Consider the following 13,222-nt stretch of genomic DNA (forward strand, 5'->3'; position numbering starts at 1 on the left):
GATGACCCTGTGGGTGCTCGGACTGAACCATCAGACCGCGCCGGTGGAACTGCGCGAACGCGCGGCCTTCGGCGGCGACGCATTGCCGCGCGCGATGGCTTCGCTGCGCGAGACGCCGCAGCTTGCCGAAGCGGTGCTGCTGTCCACCTGCAACCGCACCGAGCTGTACGCCGTGGCCGAGGATGGCAGCGCGCTGGAACACTGGCTGCAGGGTCATGCCGGCGACCTGCAGGGCTACCTGTACCAGCACCGCGACGATGCCACCGTGCGCCACCTGTTCCGCGTCGCCACCGGGCTGGACTCGATGGTGCTGGGCGAGCCGCAGATCCTCGGCCAGGTGAAGGACGCCTGGTCGTTGGCCCGCGACAGCGGCGCCATCGGCCACCACCTGGACCGGCTGTTCCAGCAGACCTTCTCGGTGGCCAAGCGCGCCCGCACCGACACCCGCGTCGGCGCCAACCCGATCTCGGTGGCATCCACCGCGGTGCGACTGGCGCAGGACTCGTTCGCGCGGCTGGACGACTCCACCGTGCTGCTGGTCGGCGCCGGCGAAACCATCGAGCTGGCCGCCCGGCACCTGGGCGAAGCGCGGGTGAAGCGGCTGCTGGTGGCCAACCGCACCCTCGCCCACGCGCAGGACCTGGCCAGCCGCCACGGCGGCGTGGCGCTGCCGCTGGCCGAGCTGGAGCGGCACCTGGCCGAAGCCGACGTGGTGTTCTCGGCCACCGCCGCGCGCGAGCCGGTGATCCTGCAGCGGCAGGTCGCCAACGCCTTGCGTTCGCGCCGGCACAAACCGATGCTGCTGTTCGACCTGGCGGTACCCCGCGACATCGAGGCCGGCGTCGGCGAACTGGCCGATGCCTACCTCTACACCGTCGACGACATGGAGCGCGCAGTGGAAGAAAACCGCCGCAGCCGCCGCGAGGCCGCCGCCGAGGCCGAGACCATCATCGACCTGCAGGTGTCGCGCTACATGGAGAACCTGCGCGCCACCCACCTGCAGGCGCCGCTCAAGCAGCTGCGCGCGTTCGGCGAGTCCACCCGCGCCGAGCTGCTGGAGAAGGCCCGCCAGCAACTGGCCCACGGCAAGACCGCCGAGGACGTGCTCGAACACCTCGCCCACGGCCTGACCAACCGCCTGCTGCACCCGCCCACCGCCGCGCTGCGGCAGGCCGCGCTGGAAGGCGACGCCGACCTGACCCGCGCCGCCGAGCGCCTGTTCCCGGCCGCCCCCGGGTACCGCCACCCCATTGCGAGAACCGATGACGCCGACCCTGCGCCGTAAACTGCTGGCCCTGGCCGAGCGCCGCGAAGAACTGGAACGCCTGCTCGCCGACCCGGACGTGGTCGCCGACAACGCGCGCTTCCGCAATCTCTCCCGCGAGTTTTCCCAGCTTGAACCGGTCGCCACCGCGCTGGCCGCCGAAACCCGCGCACGCGCCGACCTCGCCTCGGCCGAGGCGATGCGCGCCGACCCGGAACTGCGCGAGCTGGCCGAGGAGGAAATCGCCGCGGCGCAGGCACGCCTGCAGGCGCTGGACGAAGAACTGGCGCTGCTGCTGGTGCCGCGCGACCCGCGCGACGACGGCAACCTGTTCCTGGAAGTGCGCGCCGGCACCGGCGGCGACGAAGCGGCGATCTTCGCCGGCGACCTGTTCCGCATGTACGCCCGCTACGCCGAGCGCCAGGGCTGGAAGGTCGAGGTCGAGTCCGACAACCCCGGCGAGCACGGCGGCTACAAGGAAGTGGTGGCGCGCGTGGTCGGCCGCGGCGCCTACTCGAAGCTGAAGTTCGAGTCCGGCACCCACCGCGTGCAGCGCGTGCCGGCCACCGAGTCGCAGGGCCGCATCCACACCTCGGCGGCGACCGTGGCGATCATCCCCGAGGCCGACGACGTCGAGGACGTCGCGATCAACCCGGCCGACCTGAAGGTGGACACCTTCCGCTCCTCCGGCGCCGGCGGCCAGCACGTCAACAAGACCGAATCGGCGATCCGCATCACCCACGTGCCGAGCGGCGTGGTGGTCGAGTGCCAGACCGAGCGCAGCCAGCACGCCAACCGCGACAAGGCGATGAAGCGGCTGAAGGCGCAGTTGCTGGACGCCGAACGCAGCAGGCAGGCGGCGGCCGAGGCGCAGACCCGCAAGCTGCAGGTAGGCAGCGGCGACCGCAGCCAGCGCATCCGCACCTACAACTTCCCGCAGGGCCGCATCACCGACCATCGCGTCGAGGGCCTGACCCTGTACGACCTGCCGAACATCATCGAGGGCGATCTCGATGCGCTGGTGGGGCGCTTGCAGCACGAGCATCAGGTGGACGAGCTGGCGCGGTTGGCCGAAGGCACCTGACCACACCGGACCACAGGCGCTACGCCATGTACTTCATGGCACCGCCATGAACGCCTCGATTTCCTCGGCACCGCGCTCCAGCTCGCCGGTCAACACCCGATGGCCATCGCCGGTGATCAGCACGTCGTCCTCGATGCGGATGCCGATGCCGCGCCAGCGTGGCTCCACGCTGGCGTCGTCCGGCGACACGTACAGCCCCGGCTCGATGGTGAACACCATGCCCGGCTCCAGCAACCGCGATTCGCCGGCGAGCTTGTAGTCACCGACGTCGTGCACGTCCAGCCCCAGCCAATGCCCGGTCTTGTGCCGGTAGAAACGTTTGTAATGACCTTCGATGATGTTTTCCTCGAGGTCGCCTTCCAGCAGCCCCAGCCGCAGCAGGCCTTCGGTCAGCACTTCGACCGCAGCCAGATGCCCTTCCTCGTAGGCGACGCCGGGCCGCGCCTGTTCCAGCGCCGCCGCCTGCGCGGCCAGCACCAGGTCGTGCAGCGCGCGCTGCTCGGCGCTGAAACGGCCGCCCACCGGGAAGGTGCGGGTGATGTCGCTGGCATAGCCGCGGAACTCGGCACCGGCGTCGATCAGCACCAGCTCGCCGTCGCGGCTGCCGCCGTTGTTGGCCCGGTAATGCAGCACGCAGGCATTGCTGCCGGCGCCGACGATGCTGTTGTAGGCCGGCCACGCGTCGCCGCGGCGGAACTCGCGCTCCAGCTCGGCCTGGAGTTCGTATTCGAAGACGCCCGGCCGCGCCGCACGCATCGCCGCGCGGTGCGCGCGCACGCTGATGTCGGCGGCCTGCTGCATCAGCGCGATCTCGGCCGGCGACTTGAACAGGCGCTGCTCATGCAGCAGGTGGCCCAGTTCGAGGAACTCGTGCGGCGGCTGCGCGCCGTGGCGCACCTGCGAGCGCACGCGGTTGACCCAGCCGATCAGCTTGAGGTCGAAGTCGGCGTCGCGACCGAAGTGGTAATAGACCCGCGAGCGGCCTTCGAGCAGGCCCGGCAGGATGTCGTCGAGGTCCTCGATCGGATAGGCGTCGTCCATGCCGTAGCGCGACACCGCGCCTTCCTGCCCTTCGCGCGGGCCGTCCCACGCCTCGCGCTCGGCGTCGCGCTCGCGGCAGAACAGGATCGCCTCGCCGTGGCGGCGGCCGGGGACCAGCACCAGCACCGCCTCCGGCTCGGGGAAGCCGCACAGGTACCAGAAGTCCGAATCCTGCCGGTAGGGATGGAAGGTGTCGTGGCTGCGCACGCGCTCGGGCGCGGCCGGCAGGACCAGGATGGCGTCGTCGCCGGCCGCCTCCATCAGCTGGCGGCGGCGCTGCGCGTATTCGGCGGGGGCGATGCCGGTCAGGTGCTTCATCGCCACCCTCAGTTCAGGCGTTGGCGGTGGCGCGCGCCCATCACGCAGTCGCCGTGCAGCAGCAGTACCGCCACGCGCACGAATTCCTCGATCTCGGCCAGCGCATCCTCGTCCTCGTCGGCGCTGTCGAACTGGTCGCTGGAGGCCTGCGCCAGCCGCGCCAGGTCCTGCAACGCCTCCTCGCCCTCCTCACTCAGCACCGGCCGCTTGTCCGCGGCCAGCCCGAAACCACCGAGGAAGGCGCGGCACCAGTCGAACAAGGCATCGGTCCGCGCCTGCAGCGGCGCGCCGGGTTCGGCCAGCAGCAGCTCGAAGGCGAAGTCGCGGTCCTCCAGCTGCGCCACCACGGCCTGGCGCAGCCGGTCCAGCGCGCTGCCCGGCTCGGGCGCCGGCAGGCCATCGTCGGCCAGCACCTTGGCCGGCCACGCCTGCACGTCGGCGCCGCCGGCCGCCAGCCAGCCGCACAGCCCGCCGTGCAGTTCGGCCGCCGAGGCAGCCAGGCCCAGCGCACGGCTGGCCTGGAGGATGTCGTGGACGGCGGGGAGTTCGGTCATGTCACTGGCCTTTGCAACGGGGAAAACCCGCGCCCGCACAACGCGTGGCGACGGCCGCACAGTGTAGCAACCACGCGCACGCGCCCATCTTGACCACCCCCGATCCCCATGCCTATCGTGCCGCAATGGATTCCTTCGACCCCGCCGCCCAGCTGCAGGCCCTGGCCACCCGCCTCGACGCCCTGTTCGAACGCAACCGGCGGCTGGCCGAGGAGAACCGCAGCCTGCGCCAGCAGCAGGAGCAACTGGTCGGCGAGCGCGCGCAGCTGCTGGCCAAGAACGAGCAGGCGCGCTCGCGGGTGGAAGCGATGATCACCCGCCTAAAGTCGCTGGAGCAGCACACGTGAGCCAGAACGAACCGGTCAGCGTCCACATCCTCGACCGCGAATACACCGTCGGCGTGGAACCGGCCGAGCGCGACAGCCTCACCGCCGCCGCGCGCATGCTCGATGCCAGGATGCGCGAGATCCGTGGCAGCAACCGCATGGCCGCGGTAGACCGGGTGGCGGTGCTGGCGGCGCTGAACCTGGCGCACGAACTGCAGCTGGTGCGCGACGAACTGGCGCGGCAGCAGCAGCGCTTCCAGTCCACCCTGGACGGCCTCAACCGGCGCCTCGATGGCGCCCTCGACGACGGTCACTGACACGGCCGGCGGCGGCGCATGAACGGGCATTCGCCGCATTCATCCGGAACCGTGGAAAACAGGCTGGCAAGCGCACCCAACATGGCTATACTGGCGGCGCGTTCTCTGCCGTGAACGACGGCGTGTGCAAACATTCGCCTTGTCCCTTAATGACGACCACGGGGGCGCGACGGTACCGGGTGTGCAGGTCCGCCTTGCAGCGGGAAGCCCGATGGTTCCCCAACGTCCCCACTTGAACCCCGGGTTCAAGGTCGTTTCGCACGCATCGTCATGGCGGAGAATGCAATCATTCCGGAACGGCGCCGCAAGGCGCCGTTTCTTTGTGCGAGTCCCTCGCAACGGCCCGCACATCCATGTGCGGGGGTTCGACTCTTTTCCTTCTCCCGCAGGGAGACAATTCGGCAGGACTGCCGAATTGCACGGCGAAGCCGCCCGAAGGGGGCGGCACAGGGATGTGCCGCATGCAGGTGCCCCGCAGGGGTGGATGAGGGTACGGGAGAAGCCTCGTGCAACCAAACATTGCGAGGGCTTCGCCCCAACCCTCTCCCCAACCCCTCTCCCAGAGGGAGAGGGGCATACTTCCCGTCCATGACTTCCGACCACCGCCACGCCCTGCGCCAGAACCTGCGCCAGCGCCGCCGCGAAATCCCCGCCGCCGCGCGCATCGCCGCCGCCGAGGCGCTGGCCGCGAACCTGCTGGCGCTGCCCTTCGCCGACGTCGCCGGCCCGGTCGCCGGCTACTGGGCGATGGATGGCGAGATCGCGCTGCACCGCTGGCAGATGCAGTTGCCTCCGCAGCAGACCTATTGCCTGCCGGTGCTGCACGGCAAGCTGCTGCGCTTCGTGCCATGGCGGCCGGGGCAGCCGCTGGTGGCCAACCGCTACGGCATACCCGAGCCGGACGTGGACCCCGCGCAGGCCCTGCGGCCCGAGGAAATGGCGCTGGTCGTCGCGCCCTTGACCGGCTTCGACGCGCGCTGCCGGCGGCTGGGCATGGGAGGCGGCTGGTATGATCGCAGCTTCGCTTTCCGCCAGCGGCGCAGCGCGCCACCGTGGCTGGTCGGCGTCGGTTTCGCCGCCCAGCAGGTGCCGGCGCTGCCGGTCGAGGACTGGGACGTGGCGGTGGACGCGATCTGCACCGAGCAAGCCACCCTCCAACCGGAACCGTTTCACGCATGACCGCCCGCAAGCGCTACTGGCTGATGAAGTCCGAACCGGACGCTTTTTCGATCGACGACCTGCAGCGCGTGGGCACCGAACCGTGGAACGGGGTGCGCAACTACCAGGCGCGCAACTTCATGCGCGACGGCATGAAGGTCGGCGACGGCATCCTGTTCTACCACTCCAACACCAAGGTGCCGGGCATCGTCGGCACCGCCACCGTGGCCAGCGAAGCCTATCCGGACGACACCCAGTTCGACCCGAAGACGCCCTACTTCGACCCCAAGGCCACCCGCGAGCAGCCGCGCTGGTACCTGGTGGACGTGGCGTTCGAGCGCAAGTTGGCGCAGGTGATCCCGCTGGAGGAGATCAAGCAGTACGCCGACGAACTGGGCGAAGGCTTCGCGCTGACCGCGCGCGGCAGTCGGCTGTCGGTGTTCCCGGTGACCGCTGCGCAGTGGAAGCTGCTGCTGTCGCTGGAAAAGAAGCCGGCCTGATACCCGCTTTCCTGTAGGAGCGACGCAAGTCGCGATGAAGCTTTACCGGGGAAGCCCCCGGTCGCGACTTGCGTCGCTCCTGCACCTCCCATTCCTCCAACTCCGAGCCCACCATGTCCGAAGCCAAGCGCCTGGCCGCCGAAAAAGCCATCGAATACGTCGAGAAGGGAATGATCGTCGGGGTCGGCACCGGCTCCACCGTGGCTTACTTCATTGAAGCCCTGGCGCGCATCAAGGACCGGATCGAAGGCGCCGTCTCCAGCTCCGAGCAGAGCACCGCCCTGCTCAAGGGCCACGGCATCGAGGTGCTGGACCTGAACCACACCGGCGGGCTGTCGCTGTACGTTGACGGCGCCGACGAGTGCGATGGCAACAAGAACCTGATCAAGGGCGGCGGCGCCGCGCTGACCCGCGAGAAGATCATTGCCGAGGCCAGCGAGACCTTCGTCTGCATCGTCGACCCGAGCAAGCAGGTGCCGGTGCTGGGCAGGTTCCCGCTACCGGTGGAAGTGATCCCGATGGCACGCAGCCTGGTCGCCCGCAGGATCCTCGCGCTCACCGGCGGCCAGCCGGTATGGCGCGACGGCGTGGTCACCGACAACGGCAACCTGATCCTCGACGTGCACAACCTGTCCATCACCGATCCGGTGAAGCTGGAGCAGGAACTGAACCAGATCCCCGGCGTGGTCACCGTGGGCCTGTTCGCGCGGCGCCCGGCCGACGTGGTGATCGTCGGCGGGCAACCACCGCAGGTGCTGTAAGCCTGCGGGACACGCGAATCCCCGCCAATGGCGGGGATTTCGTCATCCGGCACGGCAAGTCCGCCTACGGCTTGCGCTCTTCCTCTTCCTCTTCGCCCAGCGCTTCCACCAGCGCGCCCACCAACTCGCGCTTGCGCTGCGGCAAGGCGAGGAACGCATCGATCACCTCGCGTTCGCGCACTCCCACCACCTGCCACGGCTGCCGCGGCTCGGCCACCCGCTGGCCGCCGCCGAACCGTAGCTGGTGCGGCTCCACGCCGAACAGTTCGGCCAGCACCTGCAGCTTGTCCTGCTCGGGAATCGAACGCCCGCCGAGCCAGCGCGAAGCACTCTGAAAGCTCACCGAACGCCCCTGGTAGCGGGCATTGAACAGGCGGAACAACACCGCCGGGCGCGGCTCGTAGCCGGCCATGCTCATTGCCTGCGCCAAGCGCCGGGAAAATTCGAAGCGTTCTTCGCTCATGGCCGGCAACGTTACGGACCGTGTCCGCGGCCGATTCACCACTCACTTCCATTCTAGACAACTTATTGCTTTCATTGGCGAAAGGATTTCGCAGGCCGGCGCCCGCCGGCCTCCCGACAAAGGACCCGCATGGAAACGACACAGGACACCGCAGCCTTGCCGCCACTGAACCCGGTGGACGGTTACATGCGGGTGAACTACCGCCACCACTACGCCGAACTGCTGCGCATGGTCGCCGCGCCGCCGGAGGCCATCGCCGAGCTGTGCCTGTTCCGCTTCTGGCTGGCCTGCCGCGCGCACCACCACGCCCATGCCGGCAACGCCGATACGCCGACGCCGCTGCGGCCGCCGGCGGGCTGGCCGCTGCCGCGCCATGCCTCCGGGTTCGACGTCGAGCGCATGCTCGGCCGCGGCCTGGTGCCGCTGCTGGAAAGCCGGCTGCAGCTGTACGACCGCTTCGTCCTGCTCGGCCACAACGCCGCCGACCCGCAGGGATTGGACGCCGCGGCGCTGGCGCTTTCCTGCCAGTTGTTCGTGCAGGCGCCGCCGATCGCACGCGCCTACCTGCAGGCCGAAACCCGCCACCTGTTCGCGCGGATGCTCGCCGCCTGCGCCACGCCGGCGTCCTCCCCGGCTTGACGCCATCCGGCGCATCCCCGAAGGTGCGCAGCGCCGTTCCCTTCTTCCGGATACCACCAATGTCCCTGCCGCGCCGCGCCGCCTGCCTTGCCCTGCTCCTGCTGCTCGCCGGCTGCGCCAGCGCCGGTGGCCACTGGGTGGAACTGGCCGGCACCCGCTACCAGGTGGAACTGGCGCAGGACGACGCCACCCGCGCGCGCGGGCTGATGTTCCGCGAGCACATGGACGCCGACCGCGGCATGCTGTTCGTCCACGACCGCCTGGAACCGCAGGCGTACTGGATGAAGAACACCAGGATCCCGCTGGACATCCTCTATTTCGACGATGCCCGCCGGCTGGTCAGCCAGCAGCGCGACGTGCCGCCCTGCTCGGCCGGCGACGCCTGCCCGCCCTACCCCAGCTTCAAGCCGGCGCGCTACGTGCTGGAACTCAACGCCGGGCAGGCCGCGAAACTGAAGCTGGAGGACGGCACCGAGCTAACCTTCGGCCCCGGCATTCCCAAGGGCGAATGACCCCGCGGCACGCCATGCCTTGGCCGTGCCTTGAATAGGTCGCGCTTTGCCGCCAGTCTTGGGCCATGCCCGACACCCGTTTCACCCTGCCGAGCTGGAACACCCTTGCCGGCCTGGCCGACGCCGACCTGCCCCTGTTCGCCACCGCGCTGCTGATCGCCCGCGACGAATACCCGGAGCTGGACCCGGCGTGCTGCGACCGCCTGCTGCAGGCCCACGCCGACCACCTGCGCACCGAAGTCTCGGCCATCGGCGAATGGCCGCTGAAGGTGGCCGCCATCAACCACCACCTGTTCAACGAACTGGGCTACAGCGGCGACCACGACGCCTACTACGACCCGCGCAACAGCTACCTCAACGAAGTGGTGGCGCGCCGGCTCGGCAACCCGATCTCGCTGGCGCTGGTGCAGATGGAAGTCTCGCGCCGGCTCGGCCTGCCGCTGGAAGGCATTTCCTTCCCCGGCCATTTCCTCGTGCGGCTGCCGGTGGAAGAGGGCGTGCTGGTCATGGACCCGTTCAACGGCGGCCGCCCGCTGGGCGTGGACGAACTGCGCGAACGCGCGCGCAGCAACCTCGGCGGGCGCACCCCGGACGACCAGATACTGGCGCGGATACTCGACCCCGCCCCGCACCGCGCCATCCTGGTCCGCATCCTGCGCAACCTGCATGGCGTCTATGCCGAGGCCGGGCAATGGGACCGCGCCGCGCGCAGCGCCGACCGCATCCTCACCCTCGCCCCCAGGCAGAACGACGCCCTGCGCGACCGCGGCATGGCCTACCTGCACCTGGGCCACGACGCCGGCGCGCGCAGCGACCTGGCCGGCTACCTCCAGCGCGAACCCGACGCCGACGACGCCACCCAGGTGCGCGACAGGCTGGTCGGACTGGGCAGCGGGCGCCCGCGGCTGCACTGATTGGCTGAGCCCTTCTCCCTTCGGGAGAAGGTGCCCGAAGGGCGGATGAGGGGCAAACGTAGTCCATGATGGTTAACCATCTGGACTACGCGTGCCCCTCACCCCAACCCCCGCTCCGCGCCCCGGCCCACTCCAGCGGCGTGGGCGCTCAACCCGGAGCAGCGTCAGAACAAAAGCCGCTGGCGCGCCCACGCGTTAAACTGGCGCACCCTTTGCTCCGCCACACCCCATGAGCCACTACGAAGGCGACCTCCGCCCGGCCGAATCGGCCCGTTTCGTCATCATCGCCAGCCGCTGGAACGCCCGCATCACCGACGTGCTGGTCACCGGCGCGCGGCAGAGCCTGGCCGGCAACGGCATCGGCGAGGACGCCATCGACGTGGTGCGCGTACCCGGCGCGTGGGAAATCCCGCTGGTCGCCGCACGCCTGGCCGCCACCGGCAAGCACGCGGCCGTCATCGCCCTGGGCTGCGTGATCCGCGGCGACACCCGCCACTACGAACACGTGGCCGACCGCTGCGCCGAGGGCCTGATGCGCGTGCAGCTGGATTTCGGCGTGCCGGTGCTCAACGGCGTGCTGGCGGTGGAACGCGTGGAGGACGCCGAGGCCCGCGCCGGCGGCAGCCACGGCAACAAGGGCGAGGAAGCCGCATTGACGGCGCTGGAAATGGTCAACCTCCTGGAGCAGCTGCCATGAACAACAAGCACCACGGCAAGCCTGCCGGAAAGCCCCGCCGCCACGACGGCATCGACCCGGTGCTGCGCTCGCGCGCGCGCCGCCGCGCCCTGCAGGCGGTCTATGCATGGCAGATTTCCGGCGGCAGCGCCGAATCGCTGCTGGCCCAGTTCGCCCACGAACAGGCGCACGAAGTGGCCGACCTGGCCTATTTCGAGAACCTGCTGCGCGGCGTGCTCGACCACCGCCGCGCACTGGACGAGGCGCTGGCCCCGTTCGTCGACCGCCCGGTCGAGGACGTCGACGCCATCGAACGCGCGGTACTGCGCGTGGCCGCTTACGAACTGCACCACCGCCCGGACGTGCCGTACCGCGTGGTCATCAACGAGGCCATCGAAACCGCCAAGCGCTTCGGCTCCGAGCACGGCCACACCTACGTCAACGGCGTGCTGGACCGCGCCGCGCTGGAATGGCGCAAGGTCGAGGCCAAGGAGTGAGGAACGCGGCCCGAGCGCAAGCCGCTCCGGCCTTCCCTCGCTTCACTCCCCCATGGACGAGTTCGGCCTGATCGACCACATCGCCCGCCGCGCGCGCCTGCGCGCCGACGTGGTGCTGGGCATCGGCGACGACGCCGCCCTGCTGCAACCGCCGCCGGGCCGGCAACTGGCGGTCACCGCCGACACGCTCAATGCCGGCGTGCACTTCCCCGCCGAAACCCTGCCGGCCGACATCGGCTGGAAGGCGCTGGCGGTGAACCTCTCCGACCTGGCCGCGATGGGCGCCGCGCCGCTGTGGTGCACGTTGTCGCTGTCCCTGCCGCAGGCCGACGCCGGCTGGCTGGAGGGCTTCGTCGACGGCTTCTTCGCGCTGGCCGACGCCAGCGGCATCGCCCTGGTCGGCGGCGACACCACGCGCGGGCCGCTGTCGCTGTCGATCACCGCGATGGGCGCGGTGCCGGCCGGGCAGGCGCTGCGCCGCAATGGCGCCCGCGTCGGCGACGACATCTGGATCAGCGGCATGCCCGGCGAGGCAGCCGGCGCACTGCGCCTGTGGCAACGCGGGGCGCTGGACGTGCGCGCGCCCGCGGCCGATGCCGGCCACGAAATCCTGCGCCAGCGCCTGCAACGGCCGACGCCGCGGCTGCAACTGGGGCAGGCGCTGCACGGCGTGGCCAGTGCCGCGGCCGACGTGTCCGACGGGCTGCTCGCCGACCTCGGCCACATCGCCACGCGCAGCGGCGTCGGCGCGGTGGTGCAGGCCGGGCGCGTGCCGTTGTCGTCGGCGCTGCGCGACGCGCTCGGCGCCGATGCCGCGCGCGACTGCGCCCTGCGCGGCGGCGACGACTACGAACTGTGCTTCACCGCCGCACCGGAACGGCGCGACGCGCTGCAGGCGCTGTCATCGCGGCTGGCACTGCCGTTGACCCGCATCGGCCACGTCGTCGAAGGCCGGGGCGTCTCCTGCGAAGGCGATGCGGATACCGGGCACGCCACCGGCTACCGCCACTTCGCGGCGCAATGACCGTGGATGCCGGGCTTGCCCGGCACGGGAGCTTCACCGGGAAGGCTGCATGCAGGGCAAGCCCCACATTCACAACAGCCAACCGTAGGTCGGGGCCACGCCCCCGACGCTTCGTGCGTACCGCCGTCGGGGGCGTAGCCCCGACCTACGTACTCACGAAATTCTCGGCGCAACGACCGGGGGTGCCGGGCTTGCCCGGCACAGGGGCTTCACCGGGAAGGCTTCATGCGGGGCAAGCCCCGCATCTACGTACTCAATCCAGTTCCACCATCTCGAAATCGTCCTTGGTCGCGCCGCAATCCGGGCAGGTCCACGTATCCGGCACGTCGGCCCAACGCGTGCCCGCCGCGATACCCTCTTCGGGCAGGCCATCGGCCTCGCTGTAGATGAAGCCGCAGACGACGCACATCCAGGTGCGGAAGGTGGAGGCGGAGGCATCGGACATCGGATAATCACGGCAATACGGGACGGTTGCCGATTGTCCCACTCCCGCCGCCGCACAGGTAGCCATTGCATGCCCCACGCTTCCCACACGCCCCGCGGCGTCTACCTGATCACCCCGGACGAACCCGACACCGCACGCCTGCTCGCCCGCGTGCGCCCGCTGCTGGCCGGCGCCACCTGGCTGCAATACCGCAACAAGGCGGTCGATGCCGCCACCGCCCGCGAACAGGCGCATGCGTTGCAGGCCCTGTGCGCCGAAGCCGGCGTGCCGCTGATCGTCAACGACGATGCCGCGCTGGCCGCCGAGGTCGGCGCGGCCGGCGTGCACCTGGGCGAGGACGACGGCGACATCGCCGCCGCGCGCGCGCTGCTCGGCCCCGGCGCGATCATCGGCGCCTCCTGCTATGACCAGTTGGAACTGGCGCAGCGCGCGGTGGCCGCCGGCGCCAGCTACGTCGCCTTTGGCGCGTTCTTCCCCAGCCGCAGCAAGGCCACCCCGCGGCGGGCGCAGCCGCAGCTGCTGCGCGATGCCGCCGCGCTGGGCGTGCCGCGCGTGGCGATAGGCGGGTTGGCGGTGGACAACATCGCGCCGCTGGTCGAGGCCGGCGCCGACTTGGTGGCGGTCATCAGCGGCGTGTTCGCGGCCGAAGACCCGGTGGCTGCGCTGCGCGCCTACCAGGCTTGTTTTGTGTAGGTCGGGGCTACGCCCCCGACGCACATCGCCGGTTCC

18 protein-coding genes and 1 other RNA gene are annotated in these 13,222 nt (G+C 70.3%); 15 read left to right on the forward strand and 4 right to left on the reverse strand.

The genetic code is table 11. From position 1 onward, the window contains the following. The first annotated feature begins 1 nt into the window (after position 1). Together hemA and prfA are read left to right on the forward strand one after the other, a co-directional pair. A complete protein-coding gene (hemA, locus tag MIC98_RS15150) occupies positions 2-1,285 on the forward strand; it encodes a glutamyl-tRNA reductase (RefSeq protein ID WP_239737703.1) in 1,284 nt (427 codons plus the stop codon). After that, entirely contained in the window at positions 1,263-2,348 is a 1,086-nt protein-coding gene (prfA, locus tag MIC98_RS15155; protein ID WP_239737704.1) for a peptide chain release factor 1, read from the forward strand. The genes hemA and prfA overlap by 23 nt, the downstream gene beginning before the upstream one ends. A 33-nt stretch (positions 2,349-2,381) precedes the next feature. Here prfA and pepP read toward each other — a convergent pair whose 3' ends face one another. Next, the gene (pepP, locus tag MIC98_RS15160; protein ID WP_239737705.1) at positions 2,382-3,707 is read right to left on the reverse strand and encodes a Xaa-Pro aminopeptidase; all 1,326 of its coding nucleotides are present in this window, start codon (positions 3,705-3,707) and stop codon (positions 2,382-2,384) included. An 8-nt stretch (positions 3,708-3,715) separates the two neighbouring features. After that, positions 3,716-4,261 carry a YecA family protein gene (locus tag MIC98_RS15165; protein ID WP_239737706.1) on the reverse strand — a complete coding sequence of 182 codons (546 nt, stop codon included), beginning with the start codon at positions 4,259-4,261 and terminating at the stop codon, positions 3,716-3,718. A gap of 125 nt (positions 4,262-4,386) precedes the next feature. Here MIC98_RS15165 and MIC98_RS15170 point away from each other — a divergent pair, with 125 nt between their 5' ends. The 6 genes from MIC98_RS15170 (at position 4,387) to rpiA (ending at position 7,323) form a co-directional block, all read left to right on the forward strand. Further along, positions 4,387-4,608, forward strand: coding sequence for a TIGR02449 family protein (locus tag MIC98_RS15170; RefSeq protein ID WP_239737707.1), 222 nt, complete (start codon positions 4,387-4,389; stop codon positions 4,606-4,608). Continuing rightward, positions 4,605-4,904, forward strand: coding sequence for a cell division protein ZapA (locus tag MIC98_RS15175; protein WP_239737708.1), 300 nt, complete (start codon positions 4,605-4,607; stop codon positions 4,902-4,904). Before MIC98_RS15170 ends, MIC98_RS15175 begins: the two co-directional genes overlap by 4 nt. A gap of 99 nt (positions 4,905-5,003) precedes the next feature. Continuing rightward, a non-coding RNA gene (ssrS, locus tag MIC98_RS15180) (6S RNA) lies at positions 5,004-5,188 on the forward strand. Between the two features lie 304 nt (positions 5,189-5,492). Then, positions 5,493-6,083: a 5-formyltetrahydrofolate cyclo-ligase gene (locus MIC98_RS15185; protein ID WP_239737709.1), complete on the forward strand. Its 591-nt coding sequence runs from the start codon at positions 5,493-5,495 to the stop codon at positions 6,081-6,083. Beyond that, positions 6,080-6,562: an EVE domain-containing protein gene (locus MIC98_RS15190; protein ID WP_239737710.1), complete on the forward strand. Its 483-nt coding sequence runs from the start codon at positions 6,080-6,082 to the stop codon at positions 6,560-6,562. The genes MIC98_RS15185 and MIC98_RS15190 overlap by 4 nt, the downstream gene beginning before the upstream one ends. Before the next feature lie 113 nt (positions 6,563-6,675). Beyond that, a complete protein-coding gene (gene rpiA / locus MIC98_RS15195; protein WP_057639298.1) occupies positions 6,676-7,323 on the forward strand; it encodes a ribose-5-phosphate isomerase RpiA in 648 nt (215 codons plus the stop codon). 64 nt (positions 7,324-7,387) lie between these two features. Here rpiA and MIC98_RS15200 read toward each other — a convergent pair whose 3' ends face one another. Continuing rightward, positions 7,388-7,786 carry a hypothetical protein gene (locus MIC98_RS15200; protein ID WP_057639297.1) on the reverse strand — a complete coding sequence of 133 codons (399 nt, stop codon included), beginning with the start codon at positions 7,784-7,786 and terminating at the stop codon, positions 7,388-7,390. Between the two features lie 129 nt (positions 7,787-7,915). On the opposite strand from MIC98_RS15200, the gene MIC98_RS15205 reads away from it, so the two are divergent. The 6 genes from MIC98_RS15205 (at position 7,916) to thiL (ending at position 12,048) form a co-directional block, all read left to right on the forward strand. Then, positions 7,916-8,425, forward strand: a complete 510-nt coding sequence (locus tag MIC98_RS15205) for a hypothetical protein (protein WP_057639296.1) — start codon at positions 7,916-7,918, stop codon at positions 8,423-8,425. 59 nt (positions 8,426-8,484) lie between these two features. Then, positions 8,485-8,937: a DUF192 domain-containing protein gene (locus MIC98_RS15210; RefSeq protein ID WP_239737711.1), complete on the forward strand. Its 453-nt coding sequence runs from the start codon at positions 8,485-8,487 to the stop codon at positions 8,935-8,937. Positions 8,938-9,002: 65 nt separating this feature from the next. After that, positions 9,003-9,851, forward strand: a complete 849-nt coding sequence (locus tag MIC98_RS15215; RefSeq protein ID WP_239737712.1) for a SirB1 family protein — start codon at positions 9,003-9,005, stop codon at positions 9,849-9,851. A 229-nt stretch (positions 9,852-10,080) separates the two neighbouring features. Next, positions 10,081-10,548 carry a 6,7-dimethyl-8-ribityllumazine synthase gene (gene ribH / locus MIC98_RS15220; RefSeq protein WP_057639293.1) on the forward strand — a complete coding sequence of 156 codons (468 nt, stop codon included), beginning with the start codon at positions 10,081-10,083 and terminating at the stop codon, positions 10,546-10,548. Beyond that, complete coding sequence (gene nusB, locus MIC98_RS15225) at positions 10,545-11,024, forward strand: transcription antitermination factor NusB (RefSeq protein WP_057639292.1); 480 nt, start codon at positions 10,545-10,547, stop codon at positions 11,022-11,024. Before ribH ends, nusB begins: the two co-directional genes overlap by 4 nt. A gap of 52 nt (positions 11,025-11,076) precedes the next feature. Beyond that, complete coding sequence (gene thiL, locus MIC98_RS15230; RefSeq protein WP_239737713.1) at positions 11,077-12,048, forward strand: thiamine-phosphate kinase; 972 nt, start codon at positions 11,077-11,079, stop codon at positions 12,046-12,048. Positions 12,049-12,301: 253 nt separating this feature from the next. On the opposite strand, the gene MIC98_RS15235 is transcribed toward thiL, so the two are convergent. Next, complete coding sequence (locus MIC98_RS15235) at positions 12,302-12,493, reverse strand: rubredoxin (RefSeq protein ID WP_057639290.1); 192 nt, start codon at positions 12,491-12,493, stop codon at positions 12,302-12,304. Between the two features lie 69 nt (positions 12,494-12,562). On the opposite strand from MIC98_RS15235, the gene thiE reads away from it, so the two are divergent. Beyond that, complete coding sequence (gene thiE, locus MIC98_RS15240) at positions 12,563-13,186, forward strand: thiamine phosphate synthase (RefSeq protein ID WP_239737714.1); 624 nt, start codon at positions 12,563-12,565, stop codon at positions 13,184-13,186. The last annotated feature ends 36 nt before the right edge of the window (positions 13,187-13,222 follow it).

The organism is Stenotrophomonas sp. NLF4-10 (genome assembly GCF_022359915.1).
Taxonomy (GTDB): domain Bacteria; phylum Pseudomonadota; class Gammaproteobacteria; order Xanthomonadales; family Xanthomonadaceae; genus Stenotrophomonas; species Stenotrophomonas daejeonensis.